Below are 22,884 nucleotides of genomic sequence, written 5' to 3' on the forward strand. Positions count from 1 at the left end.
AGTATTCGTCGCATGGCTCAGGGTTACGCTCGCTGAATGCATATCAGGCGCACCCCTCGTCCGGCCGGTCGGCCTCTGCGTACCGGTGGCACGTTGTTGGCCGTCGCCGCGCTGCTCGTCTCGGCGTGCTCCGCGGGAAGTTCGACGAGTGCGGCGAGTTCGTCGGCGGGCGCGTCGCAGACCGTGCTGCCGCAGGCCACACCTGCCGGACTCGCGCCGTACTACGCGCAGAAGCTGAACTGGCGCACGTGCGGGGTCCCCGGGTTCCAGTGCGCCACGATGAAGGCGCCCCTCGACTACGCGGCCCCGGCCAAGGGTGACGTCAGGCTCGCGGTCTCCCGCAGGAAGGCCGCCGGCGCGGGCAAGTCGCTCGGCTCGCTGCTGGTGAATCCGGGCGGACCGGGCGGTTCGGCGGTCGGGTACCTCCAGGCGTACGCGGGCATCGGTTACCCGGCCGCGGTGCGTACGCGCTACGACATGGTCGCGCTCGACCCGCGCGGAGTGGCCCGCAGCGAGCCGGTCGAGTGCCTGGACGGCCGCGAGATGGACGCGTACACGCAGACGGACGCGACTCCCGACAACGAGCGGGAGACGGACGAACTGGTCGGCGCGTACAAGGAGTTCGCCGAGGGCTGCGGCCGGAGTTCGCCCGACCTGCTGCGGCATGTGTCCACGGTGGAGGCGGCCCGGGACATGGACATCATGCGGGCGGTGCTCGGCGACCAGCGGCTGACGTATGTGGGGGCGTCGTACGGAACGTTCCTCGGGGCGACGTACGCGGATCTCTTCCCGGAGCGCGTCGGCCGGCTCGTCCTGGACGGCGCGATGGACCCCTCCCTGCCCGCGCGCCGGCTGAACCTCGACCAGACGGCGGGCTTCGAGACGGCGTTCGACGCGTTCGCCAAGGACTGTGTACGGCAGACCGACTGCCCGCTGGGTACGGAGGCGGGCGAGGTCGGCACGAACCTGAAGGCGTTCTTCGACCGCCTCGACGCGTCACCGATCCCGACCGGCGACGCGGACGGCCGCCGGCTGGGCGAAGCCCTCGCCACGACCGGCGTGATCGCGGCGATGTACGACGAGAGCACCTGGCCCCAACTCCGTGACTCGCTCACCACGGCGATGCGGGAGAAGGACGGCGCGGGCCTGCTCCTCCTCGCCGACAGCTACTACGAGCGCGACGCCGACGGTCGCTACTCGAACCTGATGTTCGCCAACGCGGCCGTGAACTGCCTGGACCTCCCGGCGGCGTACAGCACCCCCGACGAGGTGCGCGTTGCGCTGCCGTCCTTCGAGAAGGCGTCCCCGGTCTTCGGCGAGGTCATGGCCTGGGCCTCGCTGACCTGCGCGTACTGGCCGGTCCGGCCGACGGGCGAACCGCATCGCATCGAAGCGAAGGGTGCGGCCCCGATCGTGGTCGTCGGCACGACCCGCGACCCGGCGACCCCCTACCGCTGGGCTCAGTCCCTGTCCCGCCAGCTCTCCTCCGCCCGCCTCCTCACCTACGAGGGCGACGGCCATACGGCGTACGGCCGGGGCAGCGACTGCATCGACGACACGATCAACGCGTATCTGCTCCGGGACACCCCTCCGGCGGAGGGGAAGCGCTGCTCGTAGGGGTGCGGGGGTGCTTCGGCGGTGCTCCGGGGGTGCGTTGAGGGCGCCTCGGGGGTGCTTCGGCGGGTGTGCGGAGCACCCCCGGAAACTGTGTAGACTTACCCGCGTTGCTGATCGCACCATGGTGTGGACAGCGCGCCGCCTTAGCTCAGATGGCCAGAGCAACGCACTCGTAATGCGTAGGTCTCGGGTTCGAATCCCGAAGGCGGCTCTGTAGAAGCCCCAGGATTCTCACTCGCCGTGACCTGGGGCTTTTGCTTTTTTTCGTGATCTTCCCGATCTTCGGGAGCTTGCGGCTGCGAGGGCTCAGAGCCTCCGGCGTGAGCGATGAGTGGCTTCCGGGGACGTACCGGGGACACGGCGCTGAACGATCACTGATCCGGCGAGTGCGTCCTCTGTCTGCTGCTGATGAACCACCGGCCTCAGTTCCCCTCAGCCTGGCCGGGTAGGGTCGCGCGAGCGCGAGTGCATGTCTGGGTGGGTAGAGGGGTGGAGGACGGTGAGCGAGGCGGTGTCAGCCGGGGGTGGTTTCCAGCAGCTGGGGGCGGAGCGTGGGGGTGAGTTGGCTGCTCGTTGGTGGAAGTGGGCCCTGTCCGCGCCTGACGACCGCAGCCCCGTTCTGGATCAGACGGGAGAGTTCGCCGCCTGGCAGCAGCCGGCTGACGTCTGGTTCCTGGCCGGAACCTACGGCGGCCGTGTCGTGCGCCGCTGCTCGATGCCTGCGGGACGGCCGGTCTTCTTTCCGGTGTTCAACACCCAGCGGGCGCTGACGCCGTTCTCACGCGGGCCCATGCTGATGGGGGTCTCGGAGGCGAACGCGTTCCTGAACGGCGTGCCTCTGCCGGTGCAGGAGTTCACCTCGAAGCCCTTCCGCGCAACGCTGCTGCCGCGTATCGCCTGGGGGTTGTGGTGCTCGTTCGATCCACTTCCCGTGGGGCACTACGTGGTCGAGATCAAGGCGAGCACCACAGGTGGCTTCTGGGTGGATACGACGTACCACCTCACGGTGGTCGACGACTGAGCGCGGACCGGGCGACTGGGCGGGCTCTCGGAGACGGTGTCCATGAGCCCGCCCAGTCTGCTGCCGGTCTGTGTCACGCGGCTGCTGAGCCGTCTTCGTCCTCCTCGCCCCTCGTGCCCTCGGTTTCCGCTTGCTCGGCGGGCTGCCCCAGCTGCTTCTTCCGGTTCTTCCGGGCCCTTGGGACGGCGGTGAGGGTGGCCTCGGCGGCTTCCCTCTCGACCTCTTCGAGGACGCTGGTGCAGATGTCGCCGGTCACCTTGATCGAGGAGTGGCCGAGCTTCTTCTGGACGACCTTGATGTGGACGCCGGCGAGAAGGGCGATGGTGGCCGCGCCGTGGCGGAGGTCGTGCAGGCGGATCGGGCGCAGGTCGCGGAGCTTGATGTGGCCGAGCTGCGGGATGAAGTACAGCCGCAGACAGTCCTCGTAGCTGTGGCGGGTGGACCGCTTGATGCGCTGCTTGCCGTCGAGCCGGCGCCGCAGGTGCTGGCTCATGGTCGCGTCGGACAGGATGTCGATGCCGACCTGCGCGAGGTCCCAGACCTCCTGTGCCTTCTCCTCGGCGTCCTTCTTGGTGGCGAAGCCATCCTTGCGAGGTCTGCGCCGAGTTCTGCCGGGGCCGGGGCATTTCGTCCCGAGCTCGTCGGTCTTCTGAGTGCTGTCCACGTTGAGGACGGGTCTTCCCTTTGTGTCTACGCGTGGGACCTCGCATGTGGTGCATCGCTTGTGGACGGACCCCTTGAGCACGTTGCTTCGAGCGCAGCTCGACGGTCACGAGAGGGACTGATCCCGGCGGCCTTCGGCGGGGACGGTCCCGGCGTGCAGGACATGCCGTTCGGGCGTGCCGACGGCCCTGTGCGGGATCAGTGGGGGGCCGTGGCCCGGTCCCCTGGCTGGAGGAAGAAGCCGTCGGCGATCTGGATCGGCTTGCCGTTGTTCGCCCACGAAGGCCTGCGGGTCTCCTCGTTGACCGCGAGGAGCCGGTACCAGTACAGGAGGCCGTCGTCGCGGGCGGCGTAGATGACTCCTTGGGGCGCGCCGGTCACGGTGGTGTACCGGTCGAAACCCTCAGCGATCGTGGTGGGAGCCCCGTTGTCGGCCAGCCGGGGCGCGCGCGTGGGGTCGTCGTCGGCGGCCAGTTGGTACCGGGCGAGCCGGCCGTCCGGGGTCACTGCCAGAACGCTGTCCGGGGTTTCGCGCGTACGGTCGCCGTCGCCCCAGAAGACCTGACTGTATGGGTGGAAGCCTTCGCCGATCTGGCGCGGCTTGCCGTTGTTCGCCCAGGTGAACGTCCCGGCGATGTCGTTGATCCGCAGCAGCCGGTACCAGTCGAGCCGGCCGTCCGGGGTCACCGCCAGGATCTGCCGGTCGCTTGCGGCGAACACGTGGCTGTACTGCCGGAAGCCTCTGTGGACCACGGTCGGGCGGCCCCAGTTCGGCCAGTCTCCTCTCCCGTCCGGCCAGGTCCGCAAGAGGCGGTACCGGTGCAGGACTCCGCTGGGAAGTACGCCGTAGAAGGCGTCGGCGCGGTCGGTGAAGACCATGGAGTACTTCTGGAATTCGCTGCCGATCTCGGTGTACGAGCGGCTGTTCTGCCAGAGTTTCGCCCATCCCGTGGCCCCGGTATCAGGGCTCTTCCTCCGGTACTGGCGCAACCCTCCCCAGCTGTCCGTCACGAAGAAGAGGTAGCCGTCGGATCCGGCGAACACCACGGGACCACGCCTTGCCACCGCAGCAGACGTGGACGCGGCGTCGTCGGGACGGTCGCCGATGGTTCCGGAGGTGAAGTACGCACCTGCCGACCCGCCGGTGAGGGCCAGCCCGAGTCCGCCGCCGAGGAGCCCGCGCCGGGTGAGGCTCCGATGGGCCGGCTGCGCCGTGAGGATCGCTGTGGCAGGGGAAGCGGGCGGCAGCGGATCTCCGGGAGCGGGTGGCTTCGGGGCTGTTGCGATGGGCCGTAGCCCAGTGACTGTGGACACAGCACCGTAGTGCGTATCTCTGTCCTCAGGCGGGTTGGCGCCCGGATGCCATGCGTTCCTGGCGAAGACGAAGCGGTCGGCGAGGTCGGTGCCCCGTTGGTTGGGGCGGGGGAGGCCGCGTTCGGAGAGCTGGTTCCGCAGTACGGGGTAGATCGCGCCGAGGGTGAGGGCCGATGGACCGTACGGAATGCCGCTGCTGATCAGATCGGTGAGTTCGGCGGTGAACGATGTGCTCGCCGCTTCCTGCTCCTCCGGTGGCGGGACGTGCGCCGTGCGGTTTCGGGTTGTCGCGGTCAGTGTGTAGATGCCCTCGACGTGGACGATGTCGGCCACGGCGTCGCCTGCGAGCGCTTCGATGGCCTGCCCGGCGAAGCAGCAGTCGAGAATCGCGATGCGCATCCTGGCGGGGCTGCCGCGCAGGGCTTCGGCGATGTCCTCCCACGGGACGCCCGTGATCGTCGGCCGGGAGCGGTTTGTGGTGGTGACGGTCAGGCAGAGTTCGCCGCGGGGCGAGAGCAGGCCGTGGCCGACGTAGTAGAGGAGGAGTACCCCACGGGTCTGTTCCGCCAACTCACTGATTGTCAGGGCCAGTTCGCTCTGTGACGTCGGGTCGGGGATCACCCTGATCTCTCCGGACCACCCACAGAGCGCCGGATCCGCCAGGATGCTCTTCATCCGGCTCAGGCTGTTCCTGGCTGCGGCGACCGGCGTGAACGCCGGGTCGTCGTACCGGGACACACCGACCAGGATCGCCAGAGAGTCGTGCCTGCCTTCGGGCTCAGGGTTCATCGATGGCCGGGGTCGCAAGGTGCTGGAGGAGCGGAGTGATGTCTTCGACGGTGTCGATGTCGAGGGTGATCCTTTTGCCCTGCACTTCCACCGTGATCTTCGCTGTGGTCCGGCGGTTCTGGATCCAGGTGATGAGGGACCTCGCCAGAACGGTGCCGGCCCCGCCGGCGCCTACGGCGACGACCAGTAGGTCGGTAGCCCCTCCGAGTTCCGTTGGACCGAGGGGAGCAGGGATGCCGCGGACACGGCCGCGCAACTCGTGCTCGTCACTGAGCCACTGACCCAGCGCGGCGGCCTCTGTGCTGCCGTCGTCAGTCACCTGGACTCGTACGTCCACTTCCTGCTCCCCCTGCGGTAACGCCGCCCACGAGCTCACGGACGGCCCCTCCAGACATCACCGTCAGCGACGGTACAAGTCGGAAGGCCCCGGGGGAGACCGCTCCAAAACGGGATCACTCTTCAGGGTGACGTGCCTGGAACGGGCTTCAGGAATCTGTGCAGTTCGGTTACAACGGTCCTCCTTCGCTGATGGTGACTTTGCTATGGGAGCCCTGGGCCTCCAGCCGACGGCGGCTGGGTTCGTCGACCGACGCACCCGGAGCGAGGCAGCGGAGGACGGCCGGTGGGTGAACCGCCTCGGAATTCCGTGATCGCGTGACACGGAATGCCTGTGTCAGTAACCGTGGGTGACGTGATCAATGAGTCGTCAGTTGCTCGATTGCGGTCGTTGCGTCAGGCCCGTGGGCTGCCGTTGGCGGAACTGGCGAAAACGACCAGTTCGAGGAGCTGCTCACCACCGGCGAGGACGAGCCGGAACGTGGACGCTTCCTGGCTCTCATGGGCGCCGCCGTACCCCTCTGCTTGATCGCGCTGGGCATCAGCGGGCCTGTACGACCGTTGCCTTGGCCCGGCCCGGCTCGTCCGGCACTTTGCCGGCGCGCACCTGCCGCCCGGCCGGCTCGGCCCGGACGCGGTGCGCGCCGCGATCGAGCGACCCGCCACTGCTACCGGGCTGAGTGTCGAGCCCGGGGCGCAGCGCGCGTCGCATGCACTCAGGTAGCCCCGTCCTGCTGAAGACCGACCGGCAATTGGAGGGCGGCGTCGCGGGGTCCGGCACGCGCTCCCCCACTGCCTTAAGGGCGTGGGGGCCCCCAGCCGCGTTGTCGTCGGTCGCGATGGCTCCGCCATCACTCCCTCCTCCGCCTTGCAGCTGCACGCTCCCCCACGCTCGGCTTCGCTCGCGCGGGGGACCCCCATCGCCCCCGCTCCTTCTCCCACCCTCCAATTGCCGGTCGGTCCAAGTCGGCAGTCAGCCGACCTCGCAGACGGCGGCCCCAGCTTTCTCGACCCGAGTCGGCCTGAAGAGGAGGTTGAACCAGTCGTACACGCATTGCGGGTCTCCGGTCTCCAGGAGCAACGAGGTCGCGGCCCTCGATGAGCATGTGTGCGGCCATGAACCTGTCGCGGAGCGGACCGTCGAGGGCGGATGGGTCCATCTCCTCGATGTGCAGAGCGTGTTGGGCGATCAGAGGCGGGTACGTCCCGTCCGGGCCCGAAGCAGCTCTGGTCCGCGTGAGCCGGGTCGGTGTCGTGCAAGCCATCACAGCAGGCGAGATGGGGTTTCTCCGAGGGCCACCACGACGGTGCGGGAACGGTGCGCCGGGCCTCCGCTGCGGAGATGGCGGAGTGTTCCGCCTTGCGCTGGGCACGCTCGCCGGCGCTGCTGATGACCCGGCGAAAGGAAACACCGGCACAACGCCATCGGCCACGTCGGCCAGGGCGTCCGCAGCACCCGCGTGGCTCGCTGAACCACCCCGCCCGGACATCGACGTCGCGCAGTTCCTGGTCACGTTCGCATGGGGGCGATGGTGTGCCCGCCGGTGTGGCATTGCGGTGCGGAGCGTCAAACTCCCATGCCTTGGCTTGACCATCAAAACCCCACCAAGGAGGGATCTTTGTGCGGTTTTTAGTAATTCCGGACCGGTTATCGGTCGCGGATCCACCTTCTGCGGGAGATCGTTTGACCGATTCGTTCTTGGTGCTCTGGGGTGGGGACATATGGGGTGGGCTGACGCATGTCGTCGCACAGGTGCGCGGAGGAGAAGCGGGCGGGTGACCGTTGCTGCCCTGGCCGCGGGGGCGTTGCTGGCGGCACTGCCGGTTATGGGTGGCACGGGTTCCGTCGCGCGTGCGGATGCGAGTGGTCCGGACTCCGGGGCGCGGGCCGCGTCGCAGCAGGCTGTTGCCGCTGGTGAGCCGGTGGAGGTAACCGGTGAGCGGACGGACTACTCAACGACCTACGCCAATCCGGACGGTACGTCGTTCACGATGGAGCAGTCGGCGGTGCCGGTGCGCGTCAAGGCCGCTGACGGCTCGTGGACCGATCCGGACGCGACGCTCGTGGCGAGGTCGGACGGCACGGTGGGGCCGCGGGCGGCCGTAATGGGCCTGTCGTTCTCGGGCGGTGGTGACGGCTCGGGGCTGGTGGACATCACCGATGCCGGCCGCTCACTGGAACTGGGCTGGGCCACAGCTCTGCCGAAGCCGGTCCTGGACGGGCCGAACGCCACCTATCCCGATGTTCTGCCCGGCGTCGACCTGCGGATGACGGCCACGACAGAGGGCTTCCGCGAGCTGCTGATCGTCAAGACCCCGCAGGCAGCGGCGAATCCGGCACTTCAGCGGGTGACGTTCTCACTGCGGTCGGAGGGCCTGACGGTCCAGGCCGTCGGCGGCGGGGGCATGACGGCAGTCGACGAGAACGCCCGTCCGGTGTTCTCCGCTCCTGCCGCGGTGATGTGGGACTCGCAGGGTGACGCCTCCGGGCAGGCTGCCCGCACGACTGACGCAGACAGGGAAGCCCGTGAGGCGGACAGTCCGGCTGTGGTGACCCCCGACGCTGCCGGGGACGATCCCACGCCCGGTCCCGGTGACGGCGACGCTTCCAGTGTGCTGCCGGTACAGGTGGGTGACGACTCGCTGTCGGTGGTGCCGGACTCGACCATCCTGTCCAACACCGATGCCGATGCCTTCCCGGTGTACATCGACCCGAGTGTCGGGCTGAGCCAGACCGCCCGCACTCAGATGCGCTCGGACGGGGTCACCGACTTCGAGTTCGACAACGGCGACAACAATGAAGGCAAGGGCGTGGGCCACTGCTCGTCGTACGACGGCTACTACTGCGGCACCGACTACACCGAGCGGATCTACTACCAGTTCTCACCGGCCACCCTGGTGGGCAAGAAGGTGCTGGACGCGACGTTCCGAGACACCGAGTCGTGGTCGTTCACGTGCGACGCGTCTTATGTGGACCTGGAGCGCACCAGCAATATCACCTCGTCCACGACGTGGGCCGGTCGGCCGACCAACCTGGGTACGGTGGCCAGCCGGGACGTGTCGGCTGGCCGCGGCTCGGCGTGCAGCCCTTCGCAGCCGGCCGCGCCGATCGAGTTCCACGACTCCCGGCTGACCACGCAGGTCGCGAACTTCGCCGCAGGCGGGTTCTCCAGGTTGACGCTGCTGGTCAAGGCACGGGACGAGACCGCGACCAGTGACTGGAAGAGGTTCCGCAATGACGCGGTGCTGTCGGTGACGTACGTCGGCGTGCCGGCGGCGCCCACGGCGGCGGGGCTGGTTTCGGGCACGGGGGTGACCTGCGAGACCAGCGCATCCGATCCGCAGGTGATCGGCGACCCGACCCCGACCCTGACCGCGAAGGTGAGCACGGCGTCGGGCGGCGGCAGCGGAGCGAGCCTGCGTGCACATTTCTACGTACAGAAGCAGAACAGCGACGGCAGTTGGGCTGTGGCGACAGAGCCGATCCGTCCGCTGAGCGGCTATATCGGCAGCGGCACGACCGAGACCGATCCGTCGCCGATCACGCTGACGGAGGGTCCGCTGTACCGGCTGGCGGTGTTCACCCAGTCCTATTACGACGGCAGCAGCTTCCTGGAGTCGCACAGCACGGTGACGACGACCGGATGGTGCTACTTCAGAGTCGATACGACCGCGCCGAAACCGCCGAAGATCACCGTCGGCACGCCCTACACACCCTGCGATGCGACGGCGTGCGTCGCCGCCGGCGGTCCGGGCGTCGGCGCGACGTTCACATTCGGCCCGGCGACCGGTGACGTGAACAGCGCGTACGAGTACAAACTGGCATCCTCCGCGGCCTGGTCGGCGGTGCACGCGGGGGCGACCTGGCAGGTGAAGATCACCCCGCAACTCGCCGGCACTCAACTCCTGTTGGCGCGGGCGCAGGACGGGGCCGGCTGGGGCCAGACGGCGAGCGTGAAGTTCAACGTCCAGGAGGGGCAGACGGCGGTCGGCCGCTGGCACTTCGACGACGCGGCACCCGGTTCGGCAGTGACATCGGCAGCTGATACCGGCACCGTGGGCACGCGCCACAACGCGACCCTGAACACCGGCGGTGCGGGCTGGTCGTCGTTGGCCCGCCGGGGCGACAGCGACCGCTCGCTGTGGCTGAACGACACCACCGTCACTGCCGACCAGCAGGGATACGCGGCCACGTCGGCGCCGGTGGTGAACACCGAGTCGTCGTTCACGGTGTCGGCCTGGGCCTACCTGTCCGACGAGTCGGATTTCCGTACTGTCCTGTCGCAGACCAGCAGCGACAACACCGGCTTTTCGCTGTACTACTCGCCGAGTGCGAACCGGTGGGTGTTCCTGTGGAGCTGGTACGAGAACGGTGTCCGCGAGTACGCCGGGGCCAATGCCGCCGCCACAGGCGTGCCGCTGAAGGTCTGGTCCCACCTGACCGGCGTGTACGACGACACGGACCGCACGATCAGCTTGTACGTCAACGGTCACATGCAGGGCACCCCCGTGGCACTGCCGAGCACGGCAAATGCCACGGCGTCCGACGGTCCACTGGAGTTCGGCCGGGCCGGAACAACGTTCGGCAGCTTCAACAACTACTTCCGGGGCAGGGTCGACGAGGTCGCCGTGTGGCAGCGAGCTCTGACCCCGGACGAGATCGCCACCGAGGACCAACTGCTGGACTCGGCGAACGCGTCGGCGACCGAGCTGATGGCGGACTGGAACCCCGATGGCGCCGCCGGCACCACGCTGACCGATTCCGTGTCCGGGTACGGGCGGACGCTGACCCTCTCCGGCGCAGCGTCGCTGGACAGCAACGCGATCACCCTCAACGGGACAAGCGGCGCGGCCACCACCCCCGGACCGGTGGTGGACGACACGGCTTCCTTCACCGCCACCACGCTGGCAGACCTCGACACGACCGCCCTGGCGGCCAAACCGGTCGGCTACACAGCCCAGGTGGTCGGGCAGCGCAGCGCAACCGGCTCGTCCTGGGGCTTCTGGTACCAGCTGACCGGCACCGAGACACAGCCGGACCCGGACGGAGGCCCCGACCTCACCGTGCCCGTGGGCAAGTGGTATTTCGGACGGCTGAAGGCCGACGGGAGCTTCGACGGAGTGGTCTCCGACGAACCCGCCGACCTGGGCAGCGCGGTGCGGCTTACCGGCACCTACGACGCCCCCTCGGATGCTGTCCACCTCTATCTCGGCTCCGACGAGAACGGCGCCGACAACGTGCACCCCTACACCGCGGACCCCGGCACCGGCCTGTTCGCCGCAGGGGAGGGCCAGGCTGCCGGTGACAGCGGCGTCGGCCACTACCTGCCCGGCCGGATCAGCGATATCCGGCTGTGGGCCGGTGCGATGAACCCGTCGCAGATCGTCGACACCGTCGGCGACTGACGGGTCTTCCGACTCAGCGGCGGAACCTCTCCGACGAGGTTCCGCCGCAACAACTCCCCGATCCCGACGTGCACGCGGGCTGCCGAACGAGGCCGTCCGCGCGTACGGCGGTGCTCTGTGCCTACCGACTGCTTGGAGGACGTGCCGTGAGTGCTCGTAGGAGAGCCGCGTGGCAGAGGGACACCCTGCTGCGCGGAATCCTTTTCCCGCGTAGGCCCGGCGCCGAGCGCGAGCGCCGTCGCAGACGGACGGCGGTCGTCGCCGCGGTCTGCCTGGCGGTGTTGGTGCCGACGGGGTTCGTCGCGTCCCCGGCTGCCGCCGGCACCGGCGGCGGGCTGGGGCGGCCCGCGCTGCCCGAGGCGCGGGCCGACAAGGTCGACCCGGTCACCGGGCTCGGAGCGGCGGCGGAGCGCAACAAGGTCGCGAAGGCCAGGGCCGTCAACGCGTCGCAGGCCAAGGCGGCGCGCGCCCAGCAGAAGGCCGTGTGGCCGGGGGCCGGGCAGGCGTCGGGCACCTTGCCGGCCAAGGGCGCGCTGAGGGTGACCGCCGGAGGGATGCCGGTCACCCTCACGCGCGGTGTGAAGGGCGCCGCCGCGGGCCGGGTCGTCGTCCGCGCCCTGGACCAGAGGCACGCGCAGGCGGCGGGAGTCGACGGTGTGCTGCTGTCGGCGACCGCGGAGAGCGCCGGTTCCGCGCGGCTGAGTGCGGACTACGCGTCCTTCGCGTCGGCCTACGGAGGCGGCTGGGGCGGCCGGCTGCGCCTGGTCGAACTCCCGGCATGTGCCCTGACCACACCGGGCAAGGCCGCCTGCCGCACGCAGACACCGCTGAAGTCGGCCAACGACGCGACCGGTCAGTCGGTCAGCGCCGATGTCACTCTGCGGGCGGCGAGTGCCGGACCGGCCACGGTCCTGGCCGTGGCCGCAAGTCAGGGTGAGGCGTCCTCGGGTTCGGGCAACTACAGCGCGTCCTCGCTGTCGTCGTCGTCCACCTGGTCCGCGGGGGCCTCCTCGGGGTCGTTCACCTGGTCCTACCCGATGGCCACGCCTCCGGACGCGGCAGGGCCGGCCCCGTCACTGTCGCTGTCCTACGACTCCGGCAGCATCGACGGCCGCACCGCCTCGACGAACAACCAGGGCAGTCAGGTCGGCGAGGGCTTCGACCTGACCGCCTCCTCCTACGTGGAGCGCTCCTACGGCTCGTGCGACGAGGACGGCGAGACCGGCACTTTCGACCTGTGCTGGAAGTACGACAACGCCACTCTCGTGCTCGACGGCGAAGCGACCGAGCTGGTCAAGGACGACACCACCGGCCAGTGGCACCTCAAGGACGACGACGCCTCCACCGTCACGCACTCCACCGGCGCGGACAACGGCGACGAGGGCGACGGAAGCGTCGACGGCGCCGGCGAGTACTGGACGGTGACCACCGGCGACGGCACCAAGTACGTCTTCGGCCTGAACAAGCTCCCCGGCGCCGACACCCAGCGCACCGACTCGGTGTGGACCGCCCCCGTCTTCGGCGACGACGACGGCGAGCCCGGCTACAGCGACGGCACCAGCTTCGCCGGCCGAGCCAAGAACCAGGCGTGGCGCTGGAACCTCGACTACGTCGTGGACCTGCACGGCAACGCCATGTCGTACTGGTACACCCCGGAGACGAACTACTACGCCAAAAACGGCGCCACCACCGGCACCGCCCTCTACACCCGCGGCGGTTACCTCGACCACATCCTGTACGGACAGCGCTCCGACACCCTCTTCAGCAGCGTCAACGCCTCCGACAAGGTGCAGTTCACCTACGACGAGCGCTGCACCGCCGCGGACTGCTCCTCGCTGACGCAGACCACAGCGCCCAACTGGCCGGACGTCCCCTTCGACTCGATCTGTGCGAAGGACGCGACCTGCCACGGCGACAGCCCGGAGTTCTTCACCCGCAAACGCCTGACGAAGGTCGAGACGTTCGCCTGGAACGCTGCCGCCGCCCCGGCCGCGTTCACCCCGGTGGACTCGTGGGCGCTCAAGCAGGAGTACCTGGACCCGGGCGACATCGGCAACAGCACCGACCAGACCCTGGTGCTCGACAGCATCACGCACACCGGTGAGAACGGCACCGCGATCACGCTGGCCCCGGTCACCTTCACCTACCAGATGCGGGCCAACCGGGTCGACGCACCCACCGACGACGTCCTCCCGCTGAACCGGCCCCGGATCCAGTCGGTCACTTCCGAGACCGGCGCGATCACCACCGTCACCCTGTCCGACCCCGAGTGCGTACGCGGCTCGAACATGCCTGCGGCCGAGGACGACGACACCACCAGCTGCTATCCGGTGTACTGGCACGTCAACGGCGCCGATGACGCCACGCTGGACTGGTTCAACAAGTACCGGGTACTGGCCGTGGTCACCTCCGACCCGACCGGCCACGGCGAGACCATGGAGACCTCGTACGCGTACTCCGGTCCCGCCTGGCATCACAGCGACGACCCGCTGACTCCGGCCAAGGAGCGCACCTGGTCCGAATGGCGCGGCTACGGGACGGTCACCGCCTACATCGGCTCCGCGGCCGGCACCCGCTCCAAGACCACCACCGTCTACCTCCAGGGCATGGACGGCGACAGCCGAAAGGACGGCACCAGACGCACGGTGTCGGTACCCGGTGTCAGCTTCGCCGGCCTCACCGTCCCGGGCCAGACCGACAGCGACCAGTACGCCGGCTTCGCCCGCGAGCAGCTCGGCTACGACGGCGCCACACCGGTCTCGGTCAGCGTGAACAACCCCTGGTCGAGCCTGACGGCAAGCCAGCAGAAGTCCTACGCCGACGTCTCCTCGTACTACGTCCGCACCGGCAGGACCGAAACCGCCACCTACCTGACGGCCACCGCCGGATGGCGCACCCGCACCGTCGGCACCTCCTACGACGACCACGGCATGGCGGTCTCACAGGACGACTCCGGCGACAACGCCAAGAGTGGCGACGAGACCTGCACGCGCACCTGGTATGCCCGCAACGCCGCCGAGGGGCTGACCTCGCTGGTCTCCCGCACCCGCGTCACCGGCAAGCCGTGCACCACCGCCGAGACCGACCTCGTCCTGCCCACGTCCTCGGCGACCCGCGGCGACGTGCTGTCCGACACCGCGACCGTCTACGACAACACCTCCGCGACCGGGTGGAGCGCCACGCAGACCCCGACGCTGGGCGAGGCCACCTGGACAGGCCGTGCTTCGGCCTACCCGGCCACCGCCACCGGTGGAGAGCGCCCGCCATCCTCCTGGCAGACCGTCAGCAAGATGACGTACGACGACACCACCGCCAAGCTCGGCCGCGCGCTCACGGTCGCCGACGCGGCAGGAAACACGACCACCACCGCGTACGTCCCGGCAGCCGCCGGCCCGGTCACCCGCGTGCAGGTCACCAACGCCAAGTCCCAGATCACCTACACCTACCAGGACTTCGCGCGCGGCAGCCCGGTCAAGGACTACGACGCCAACAGCAAGATCACCGAGACGGCCTACGACGCACTCGGCCGGGTCACCGCCGTCTGGCTGCCCAACCAGTCCCACGCGGCCGGATACGGCGCCAACTACACCTACGCCTACCACGTCAGCAACAGCGCCCCGTCGTGGACCTCGACCTCCTCGATCATCGCCGAGGGCTCGTACAACACCACGTACAGCATCTTCGACGCGCTGATGCGGCCACTCCAGACGCAGTCGCCGACCCCCAACGGCGGTCGGCTGCTGACCGACACCCGCTACGACAGCCGCGGCATGGCCTACGAGACGTACGCCGACGTCTTCGACTCCACCGCCACCCCCTCGGGCACCTACACCCGGGCGGAGTACGGGCGGGCCCCCAAGCAGACCGACTTCGTCTTCGACGGCGCAGGCCGGGTCACCAACAGCACGTTCTACGAGTCCGGCGTCCAGAAGTGGTCCACCACCACCGCCTACACCGGTGACTCCACAGCCACCAGCGCCCCGGCCGGAGGCAGTGCCACCCGCACCCTCACGGACGTCTTCGGCCGTACCACCGAACAGCGCCAATACGCCGGCACCAGCCCGGCCGACACGCAGTACGGCTCCGGAGTCGGCACCCCGTACCTGTCCACAGCCTTCACCTACAGCGGGGACGGCCAGAAGAGCACCGCCACCGGTCCGGACGGCGCCGCGTGGTCGTACGGCTACGACCTCTTCGGCCGCCAGACCTCGTCCACAGACCCCGACAAGGGGACCACCGCCACCGGCTACACGGCACTGGACCAGATCGACTCCACCACCGACGCCGGCGGCACCACCCTGCTGTACGGCTACGACGTCCTCGGCCGTAAGACCGACGACTGGAAGACCAGCCGTACCGACGCGAACAAGCTCGACCACTGGGCTTACGACAGCCTGGCCAAGGGCCGACCCGACTCCTCCACCAGCTACACCGGCGGTGTCACCGGCAGCGCCTACACCCGCAAGACCACCGCCTACGACAGCCTCTATCACCCCACCACCAGCGAACTCGACCTGCCCGCCGCCGACCCGCTGGTCACTTCGGGCGCCGTCGCCGCACAACTTGTCACCAAGACCTACTACAACACCGACGGCACCCAGCAGTACGTCTCCGACCCGGCCGCCGGCGGCCTTCCCGCGGAGACCATCACCACCTCCCACAGCACCCTCGGCCTGCCCACCAAGGTCGAAGGAGGTGCCGGCGCGTACCTGCTCGCCGCGGCCTACACCAACACCGGCCGACCCCAGCAGCTCACCCTCGGCACCTCCGACGCCGCGGGCACCCTCAAGGCGTACGTCACCGACGTGTACGACGAGGGCACCGACCAACTCACCCAGTCCACCGTCACCGACCAGACCCACGGCTACGAGCTCCAGGAACTCAACTACGGCTACGACGCCGCCGGCAACGTCACTAACATCTTCGACACCGCCACCCTGGGCGGCACCGGCGCGGCCGACAACCAGTGCTTCGCGTACGACGGTTACCGCAGACTGACCGAGGCGTGGACCCCGGCCGGTGCCGACTGCTCCGCCACCGGCCGCACCACCGCCGACCTCGGCGGCGCCAGCCCCTACTGGACCACCTACGCCTACACCGACGGCGGCCTGCGCTCCACAGAGACCGACCGCACCCCCGCCGGCGCCGCCGTCACCACGACCTACTGCTACGACGCCGCCCGACCGCACGCCCTGGCCACCCTCCTCACCACGGCCGGAGCCACCTGCACAGGCGCGGCGAAGACCTACGACTACGACACCACCGGCGACACCAAGACCCGCCCCAACAGCACCGACACCCAGTCACTGACCTGGAACCCCCAGGGCCAACTCGACACCCTCACCGAGAAGTCCGCCGCCGGCACCGTCAAGAGCACCACCAGCCACGTCTACGACGCCGACGGCAACCTGCTCATCCGCCGCGCCACCACCGGCGACATCGTCCTCTACCTCGGCGACACCGAGGTCCACCTCAAGACCGGCACCACCTCCTCCTGGGCGCAGCGCTACTACAGCGCCGGGGGCACTGTCATCGCCCTGCGCAGCAACCAGACCGGCACCAACACCCTCACCTGGCTGGCCGGCGACCCGCACGGAACCGCCACCCTCGCCGTCGACGCCACCACCCAGAAGACCACCAAGCGCTACACCACCGTCTTCGGCGCGCCCCGCACCGGCGGCACCGGAACCTGGCCCGACGACAGCGGCTTCCTGGGCAAGACCACCGACGCCACCACCGGCCTCACCTACCTCGGCGCCCGCGAATACGACGCGATCACCGGCCGCTTCCTGTCCGTCGACCCCCTCCTCGACACCGCCGACCCCCTCTCCCTCAACGGCTACACCTACGGCGACAACAACCCCCTCATCGGCTACGACCCCACTGGGACCGACAACTGGTGGGCCGACCCCACCATGAACAAGCCGGTGCACAAGGGCGACAAGCCCATAAGCCAGCACCTGGCCAACGAAGAGGGGCTCGGCAACAACTGCAACGCCCACAACTGCTCCGACTACGACCCGAAGGCCAAACCCAGCTACTTCGCCGAGGCGGCCGAAGACGCGGTAGAAGCGGAGGCCAACTATGCCGAAGACGAACACATCAAGGCCATCACCGGTAAGAACACGGTTTCCGGTGCCATCGCCGTAGAAGACGAGAAATGGCAGACACAGGAGTACCTGGACGCGTCCCGACGCGTACGCGGCGCGGTCATCGCCCGCCTGCAGCAACTCAATGCCGACGGAGAACTGAGCAACAGGGGGCTGAACAAGTTCTCCACGATCAGCGTTGCCTGGGACGAGAAGAAGAGGATGTTGTATTGGGCGGCGCACAGAGCGGCTACGAGCGGAAACTCCGGGGTCTGCTCGGAGGACAGCTGCGACGAGGAGGCGGTGAAGAACGGCTCGGCGAAGGAAGACCTCCAGTACACAGAGACTCACGGTCCGCGTAGAGACAAAGAGATCAGCATCTGCACCCGGTGTCAGGAGAGCCGCGAAATCGAGCAGTTCAAGGCGTCAGGGGCCAAGATGCGTGAAGGTGGACGTCTTTGGCTGCAGTCACAGGCCGATGCCGGCGCCGAGGCTCAGGCGGAAGCGGCGGCACAGGCTGAGGAAGAGGCGGAGGGGCTGGAGTTCGGACTCTCGCAGGCGATCGAGGACGAGTAGCGACCGTCGCCCGGCGGCTGGTTGAAAACAGGTGCCGGGCGTTCTGGAATTTCGCGGGCAGCGACCTTTCCGGGGCGCTGCCCGCGGTTTAAGGGGGGGCGTCGTCGGTCATCCCGTTCCGGGCTCGTTGCGGGCCCAGCGATGTCCGGGCGGTAGAGCCGTGCCGGGGGTAACGGAGTACCACCTTCCCGGAGGGCTCGGTGCGTGGATGACGGGGCGGCGGGCGATCTCTTCGAACCAGTCGGCGGCGATCCGCCCCAGTTCTTCCGGTGATCCGGTGGCGTGCAGTGGCTTTACGTCCCTGCTGGGCTCCGGCCAGAAGGTGTCGCCGCGTTCCATGCAGATGAGACTGTTGCCGACGAAGGTAGCGCCCAGGACTTTGAGGCGAAGGTTCTCTCCGAAGTCGATAATTTCCACGATCGCCGTGAGGACTGATTCCTTGCTGGCGAATGCCTGCTCCATTACGGTGTCATACTCCGTGTACCCGCTCGGTTTTGGTGCGATGTATTCATCGTCTTCATCTTCCGGGTCTGGATACAGGAGCACGAAAGTCATATCGGGGGGGCACTCGGGCCATGAGCGCGCGGACTCTCGAACGACGTCCAGGAAAGCCTTCTGTTGGCTGTTCACGTCGTCGTCATCGAACCAGTCGTTATGCATGGGTGCAGTATATAATCTTAATACGGCTGTGGTGTATCAGGGCGTAAGCCCAGGCAGAGGCGGAGTGACTTCTGTAAGCGTTCGAGCACGAGTAGTGGCCGGCGGTCGGACGGAAACGGGTGCCGGGCGGTCTGGGATCTCGCCGGCGGCGACCTTTCCGGGGCGCTACCCGCGGTCTATAGGGGCGTAGGGGTGTCCTCGGTCATCCCGTTCCGGGCTCGTTACGGGCCCAGCGATGATCGGCCGGCAGGGCCGTGCCGGGGGTAACGGAGTACCACCTTCCCGGAGGGCTCGGTGCGTGGATGACGGGGCGGCGGGCGATCTCTTCGAACCAGTCGGCGGCGATCCGCCCCAGTTCTTCCGGCGATCCGGTGGCAGTCAGTGTCTTCACGTCCTTGCTGGGCTCCGGCCAGAAGGTGTCGTTGCGTTCCATGCAGATGAGACTGTTGCCGACGAAGGTGGCGCCCAGAACCTTGAGGCGAAGATTCGCTCCGAAGTCGATAATGTCCACGATCGCCGTGAGCACTGATTCTTTGCTGGCGAATGCCTGCTCCAGTGCGGCGTCATACTCCATGTATCCGGTTGGTTCTGGTGCGGTGTACTCCTCATCTTCTTCCGGGTCTGGATACAAAAGCACGAAAGTCGCATTGCGGGGGCATTCCGGCCAGGAGCGTGCGGACTCCCGGACGACATCCAGGAAAGCCTTTTGTCGGCTGTTTACGTCGTCATCATCGAACCAGTCGTTATACATGAGTGCAATATATAATCTTAGTACGGCTGTGGTGTATCAGGGCCCGGCAAAGGAATTGCTTCGGCAGGCGGGGCCGATCGCGTGCGCCGATAAGGAGACCGACGTCTGCGCTCGGTGTCAGGAGTCGCGAACTCGAGCAGTTCAGGCATCAGGGCCAAGATTCGGAAGGCGGCCGGCTCTGGACGCAGGAGATGTCGGAGGTCGAGGCCGGCGCGGAGGCCCGGGGAGAAGCTCGGGCAGAAGTCCGGGCCGAGGCGGAGGCGGTGGGCTTCAGCCAGGGTCTGACACAGGCGTCGGAAGACGAGTGACAGTCGGCCTCTGAGGGCTGGGCGGGACGCGGACCGTCCGGCCGTCCCGGGCCACGCGGGCGGCATCCGACAGGGTGCCGCCCGCTCGTCTGCCTGGTCCGGGCAGTCGCACGCGACCGGCTCAGACAGCGGCGGGGCCGTTGCGGACCCAGCGGTGCCCGGCGGGCAGAGCAGCACCCGGGGTGACGAAGTACGCCGGGCCTCGACCAGGCGGGGCGATGACGGGTCGGCGGACGATCTCCTCGAACCAGGCGGCGGCAATGTGACCCAGCTCCTCCGGCGATCCAGTGGACTCCAGCGGCTCCACGTCCTCGCTCGGCTGCGGCCGGTAGGTGGTGTCGTCCCGCTCGCCACAGAACAGACGGTCACCGGCCACCGTCGCACCCAGCGTGCGCAGGAGCAGGTTCTTCACCGGGTCGGACAGATCGACGATCAGCACAAGGACGGACTTTCCGTCGGCGAATGCCCGCGCCGTAGCGACGTCGTACGACGCGTGACCATCGTTTGCGCCGCTCCCGCTGTCGTCGGCCGCCTCTTCCGGAGAGAACAAGAGGACAGCCGTCTCACTCGGTGGGCATGCGGGCCAGGAGCGCGCTGAACCCCGCACGACATCGATCAGAGCCGCGTGCTCGCCGCTCAGCTCGTCATCGTCTACGTCGAACCATTCGTCATCCACCGCGTCGATATCCACCGCGTCGATTTTAAGCTGCGGACCACGCTGCCGGTGGCCGGACGCCTTTGGGGAACGAGACGTCACGAACGCTCACGGTCTCGTGATGCGTAGGTCTCGGGTTCGAATCCCGAAGCGGCTGTGTAGAAGCCCCAGGATTCTCACTCGCGCTCCCGTTCCGCCCGGACGGATCAGGCCGCGTCGAGGTCGTCGGCGAAATGGCGGAAGCCGTGGCGGTCGCGGTGCAGGGCCCACAGGGTGTCCGCGAGGGCGCCGGGGTCCTTTCGCGGGTGTCCGGCGATGATCGCGCCGGGGACGATCAGCTGGGCGACGTGGATGCCGTCGGCGGCGAGAGTGTCGTGCAGCAGGTGGCCGTACGCGCTCTCGGCGGCGAAGGCGATGGAGGTACCGGCGCGGTCGGGGTGCGGGACGACGGCGGTGCCGCCGTTGACGAGGAGGACGGTGCCGCGGCCGAGGCGCTGCATGCCGGGGAGTACTTGGCGTACGGCGGTGACCGGGCCGTAGACCGAGAACTCGATCGGGCCGTGGAGGTCCTCAGGGCCGGTCTCCAGGACCGGCCGCATGAAGTCGGGCTGCGGGACCGGGCTGTACTGCAGGACCTCGATCGGGCCCAGGGTCGCGGTCGCCGCGTCCAGGGCCGCTTCGAGGGTCTTCGGGTCGCGTACGTCGGCGGCGAAGCCGCGTGCGGTGATGCCTTCGGCGGCCAGCTCGGCGGCGAGGGCGGTGGTGCGTTCGAGGCTGCGCGAGACGAGGGCGACGTCGAAGCCCTCGCGGCCGAACCGACGGGCGACGGCGGCGCCGAGACCCGGTCCGGCTCCGATGATGGCGATGGTGGTGGTCATGGGTCACTCCTATAGCAGAGCCGCAGGGGACGCAGGGGCCGCAGGGGCCGCGCACGATGCCTGCGGCCGACGTGGCGGCACCCCGTACGAGGGCTTCGGGGGCGCGGCTCCTCGTACGGGGTGGTCTCGTGCCGGTGCGGTCAGTTCAGCGTCGAGGTGTCGATGACGAAGCGGTAGCGCACGTCGGAGGCGAGCATCCGTTCGTACGCCTCGTTGATCTTGTCGGCCGGGATGACCTCGATCTCGGAGCCGATGCCGTGTTCGGCGCAGAAGTCGAGCATTTCCTGGGTCTCGCGGATGCCGCCGATCAGGGAGCCGGCGAAGGACCGGCCGCGCAGGATCAGGGAGAACACCTGGACCGACAGGGGCTCGGCGGGGGCGCCGACGTTGACGAGGGTGCCGTTGACGGCCAGCAGGCCGAGGTAGGCGTCGAGGTCGAGTTTCGCGCTGACGGTGTTGATGATCAGGTCGAAGGTGCCGGCGAGTTCGTCGAAGGTGGCCGGGTCGCTGGTGGCGAAGTAGTGGTCGGCGCCCAGGCGTAGGCCGTCGTCCATCTTCTTCAGGGACTGGGAGAGGACGGTGACCTCGGCGCCCATGGTGTGGGCGAGTTTGACGGCCATGTGGCCGAGACCGCCGAGGCCGATGACGGCGACCTTTTTGCCGGGGCCGGCGCCCCAGCGGCGCAGTGGGGAGTACGTGGTGATGCCCGCGCAGAGGAGCGGGGCCGCCTCGTCGAGGTCGATGCCCTCGGGGATGCGGACGACGAAGTCCTCGGTGACGACGACGTGGGTGGAGTAGCCGCCGTGGGTGAGGGTGCCGTCCTTGTCGACGGAGCCGTAGGTGAGGGTGTTGCCCGGCAGGCAGTACTGCTCCTCGCCCCGCAGACAGGGCGCGCACTCGCCGCAGGAGTTGACCACGCAGCCGACGCCGACCCGGTCGCCGACCGCATGCCGGGTGACCTCGGCGCCGACCTCGGTGACCACGCCGGCGATCTCGTGCCCGGGGACCACGGGGTAGGTCGAGGGCCCCCACTCGCTGCGGGCGTTGCTGATGTCGGAGTGGCAGATGCCGGTGTACTTGATCTCGATGAGGATGTCGCGCGGGCCCACGTCCCGGCGCTCGATGGTCGTGGGGGTGAGGGGGTCGGTGGCGGACGTGGCGGCGTAGGCGGGGACGGTGAGCATGGGCTGTTCTCCTTCTTCGGCCGGGTGGTGGCCGAGCTGGGGTGAGCGGGGTTCGTCAGGAGCAGCGGCCGCCCTCGGGGGCGGGCAGCGCGTCGGGTTCGGCCAGGTCACCGGCGCCCGCGTTGTCCGCCAGGTACTTGGGCGTCGCCTTCCCCGGTGACCGGATCAGCTGTGGTCATTCCATGTCGGTCTATGGCGATCTATATCGATCATGTCTCTCGGGTCGGCTTCCAGCCTGTTGGACGAGCTCGCGGGGTGGCAGGGCGGGCTGTGCCAGGGAGTGGTGTTCCGGGGGGTGACAGGGCCCCTCATTCTGCGAAGGAGGCTGCTGCGAAGGGGGCTGTGTCATACCCCCGCTCGTGGCTCCCCGGAACAGTGCCGCCAGGGGCGGGTCAGTGCGGGCGGCGTGCGCAAGGACGTCACCTTCCAGGACGCGGACCCCGGCGACTGGTCCGGCGTCGACGCCGCCTACCGCCGTAAGTACGGCTCGTACAAGGGCATCGTCGACCACGTCCTCACCGAGAAGTCCCGCGAGTCCACGACCCGCCTCGTCCCGCGCTGACCGCACCCGGGACACGGCCGGCCTCCTCCGGGGGACAGCCCCGCTGCTCACAGGGGGCGAGTCGCGCCGGTCGCA

Annotated in this window: 13 protein-coding genes and 1 tRNA gene; 6 read left to right on the top strand and 8 right to left on the bottom strand. The window is 68.7% G+C overall.

Annotation, left to right across the window (positions count from 1 at the left end):
• The first annotated feature begins 36 nt into the window (after nucleotides 1-36).
• The 3 genes from ACH4TV_RS39495 (at nucleotide 37) to ACH4TV_RS39505 (ending at nucleotide 2,638) form a co-directional block, all read left to right on the top strand.
• Nucleotides 37-1,617, top strand: a complete 1,581-nt coding sequence (locus ACH4TV_RS39495; protein WP_398406170.1) for an alpha/beta hydrolase — start codon at nucleotides 37-39, stop codon at nucleotides 1,615-1,617.
• Nucleotides 1,618-1,754: 137 nt separating this feature from the next.
• Nucleotides 1,755-1,828, top strand: a tRNA-Thr gene (locus ACH4TV_RS39500).
• A gap of 288 nt (nucleotides 1,829-2,116) precedes the next feature.
• Nucleotides 2,117-2,638 carry a hypothetical protein gene (locus tag ACH4TV_RS39505; protein WP_398406171.1) on the top strand — a complete coding sequence of 174 codons (522 nt, stop codon included), beginning with the start codon at nucleotides 2,117-2,119 and terminating at the stop codon, nucleotides 2,636-2,638.
• Nucleotides 2,639-2,711: 73 nt separating this feature from the next.
• On the opposite strand, the gene ACH4TV_RS39510 is transcribed toward ACH4TV_RS39505, so the two are convergent.
• The 3 genes from ACH4TV_RS39510 to ACH4TV_RS39520 form a co-directional block, all read right to left on the bottom strand.
• On the bottom strand, nucleotides 2,712-3,302 hold the full coding sequence (locus ACH4TV_RS39510) for a tyrosine-type recombinase/integrase (protein WP_398406172.1): 591 nt from the start codon (nucleotides 3,300-3,302) through the stop codon (nucleotides 2,712-2,714).
• A gap of 197 nt (nucleotides 3,303-3,499) precedes the next feature.
• Entirely contained in the window at nucleotides 3,500-5,404 is a 1,905-nt protein-coding gene (locus ACH4TV_RS39515; protein WP_398406173.1) for a tachylectin-related carbohydrate-binding protein, read from the bottom strand.
• Nucleotides 5,394-5,741 (bottom strand): hypothetical protein, encoded by a 348-nt coding sequence (locus tag ACH4TV_RS39520; RefSeq protein ID WP_398406174.1) that lies wholly within the window; start codon nucleotides 5,739-5,741, stop codon nucleotides 5,394-5,396. The genes ACH4TV_RS39515 and ACH4TV_RS39520 overlap by 11 nt, the downstream gene beginning before the upstream one ends.
• Nucleotides 5,742-7,516: 1,775 nt before the next feature.
• Between ACH4TV_RS39520 and ACH4TV_RS39525 the strand changes: the two genes are divergently transcribed.
• Together ACH4TV_RS39525 and ACH4TV_RS39530 are read left to right on the top strand one after the other, a co-directional pair.
• Complete coding sequence (locus ACH4TV_RS39525) at nucleotides 7,517-11,146, top strand: LamG domain-containing protein (protein ID WP_398406175.1); 3,630 nt, start codon at nucleotides 7,517-7,519, stop codon at nucleotides 11,144-11,146.
• A gap of 146 nt (nucleotides 11,147-11,292) precedes the next feature.
• Nucleotides 11,293-17,811 (top strand): RHS repeat-associated core domain-containing protein, encoded by a 6,519-nt coding sequence (locus ACH4TV_RS39530; protein ID WP_398406176.1) that lies wholly within the window; start codon nucleotides 11,293-11,295, stop codon nucleotides 17,809-17,811.
• 108 nt (nucleotides 17,812-17,919) lie between these two features.
• Here ACH4TV_RS39530 and ACH4TV_RS39535 read toward each other — a convergent pair whose 3' ends face one another.
• From ACH4TV_RS39535 to ACH4TV_RS39555, 5 genes are all read right to left on the bottom strand, one after another.
• On the bottom strand, nucleotides 17,920-18,471 hold the full coding sequence (locus ACH4TV_RS39535) for a hypothetical protein (RefSeq protein ID WP_398406177.1): 552 nt from the start codon (nucleotides 18,469-18,471) through the stop codon (nucleotides 17,920-17,922).
• 202 nt (nucleotides 18,472-18,673) lie between these two features.
• Nucleotides 18,674-19,222, bottom strand: coding sequence for a hypothetical protein (locus tag ACH4TV_RS39540; protein WP_398406178.1), 549 nt, complete (start codon nucleotides 19,220-19,222; stop codon nucleotides 18,674-18,676).
• Between the two features lie 429 nt (nucleotides 19,223-19,651).
• A complete protein-coding gene (locus ACH4TV_RS39545; protein ID WP_398406179.1) occupies nucleotides 19,652-20,287 on the bottom strand; it encodes a hypothetical protein in 636 nt (211 codons plus the stop codon).
• Nucleotides 20,288-20,391: 104 nt separating this feature from the next.
• Nucleotides 20,392-21,063, bottom strand: a complete 672-nt coding sequence (locus ACH4TV_RS39550) for an SDR family NAD(P)-dependent oxidoreductase (RefSeq protein WP_398406180.1) — start codon at nucleotides 21,061-21,063, stop codon at nucleotides 20,392-20,394.
• A gap of 140 nt (nucleotides 21,064-21,203) precedes the next feature.
• Nucleotides 21,204-22,247 carry an NAD(P)-dependent alcohol dehydrogenase gene (locus tag ACH4TV_RS39555; RefSeq protein WP_398406181.1) on the bottom strand — a complete coding sequence of 348 codons (1,044 nt, stop codon included), beginning with the start codon at nucleotides 22,245-22,247 and terminating at the stop codon, nucleotides 21,204-21,206.
• A 211-nt stretch (nucleotides 22,248-22,458) separates the two neighbouring features.
• On the opposite strand from ACH4TV_RS39555, the gene ACH4TV_RS39560 reads away from it, so the two are divergent.
• On the top strand, nucleotides 22,459-22,809 hold the full coding sequence (locus ACH4TV_RS39560; protein ID WP_398406182.1) for a DUF2255 family protein: 351 nt from the start codon (nucleotides 22,459-22,461) through the stop codon (nucleotides 22,807-22,809).
• The last annotated feature ends 75 nt before the right edge of the window (nucleotides 22,810-22,884 follow it).

This window comes from Streptomyces sp. NPDC020898 (assembly GCF_044333925.1).
In the GTDB taxonomy this organism is placed as follows: Bacteria; Actinomycetota; Actinomycetes; order Streptomycetales; family Streptomycetaceae; genus Streptomyces.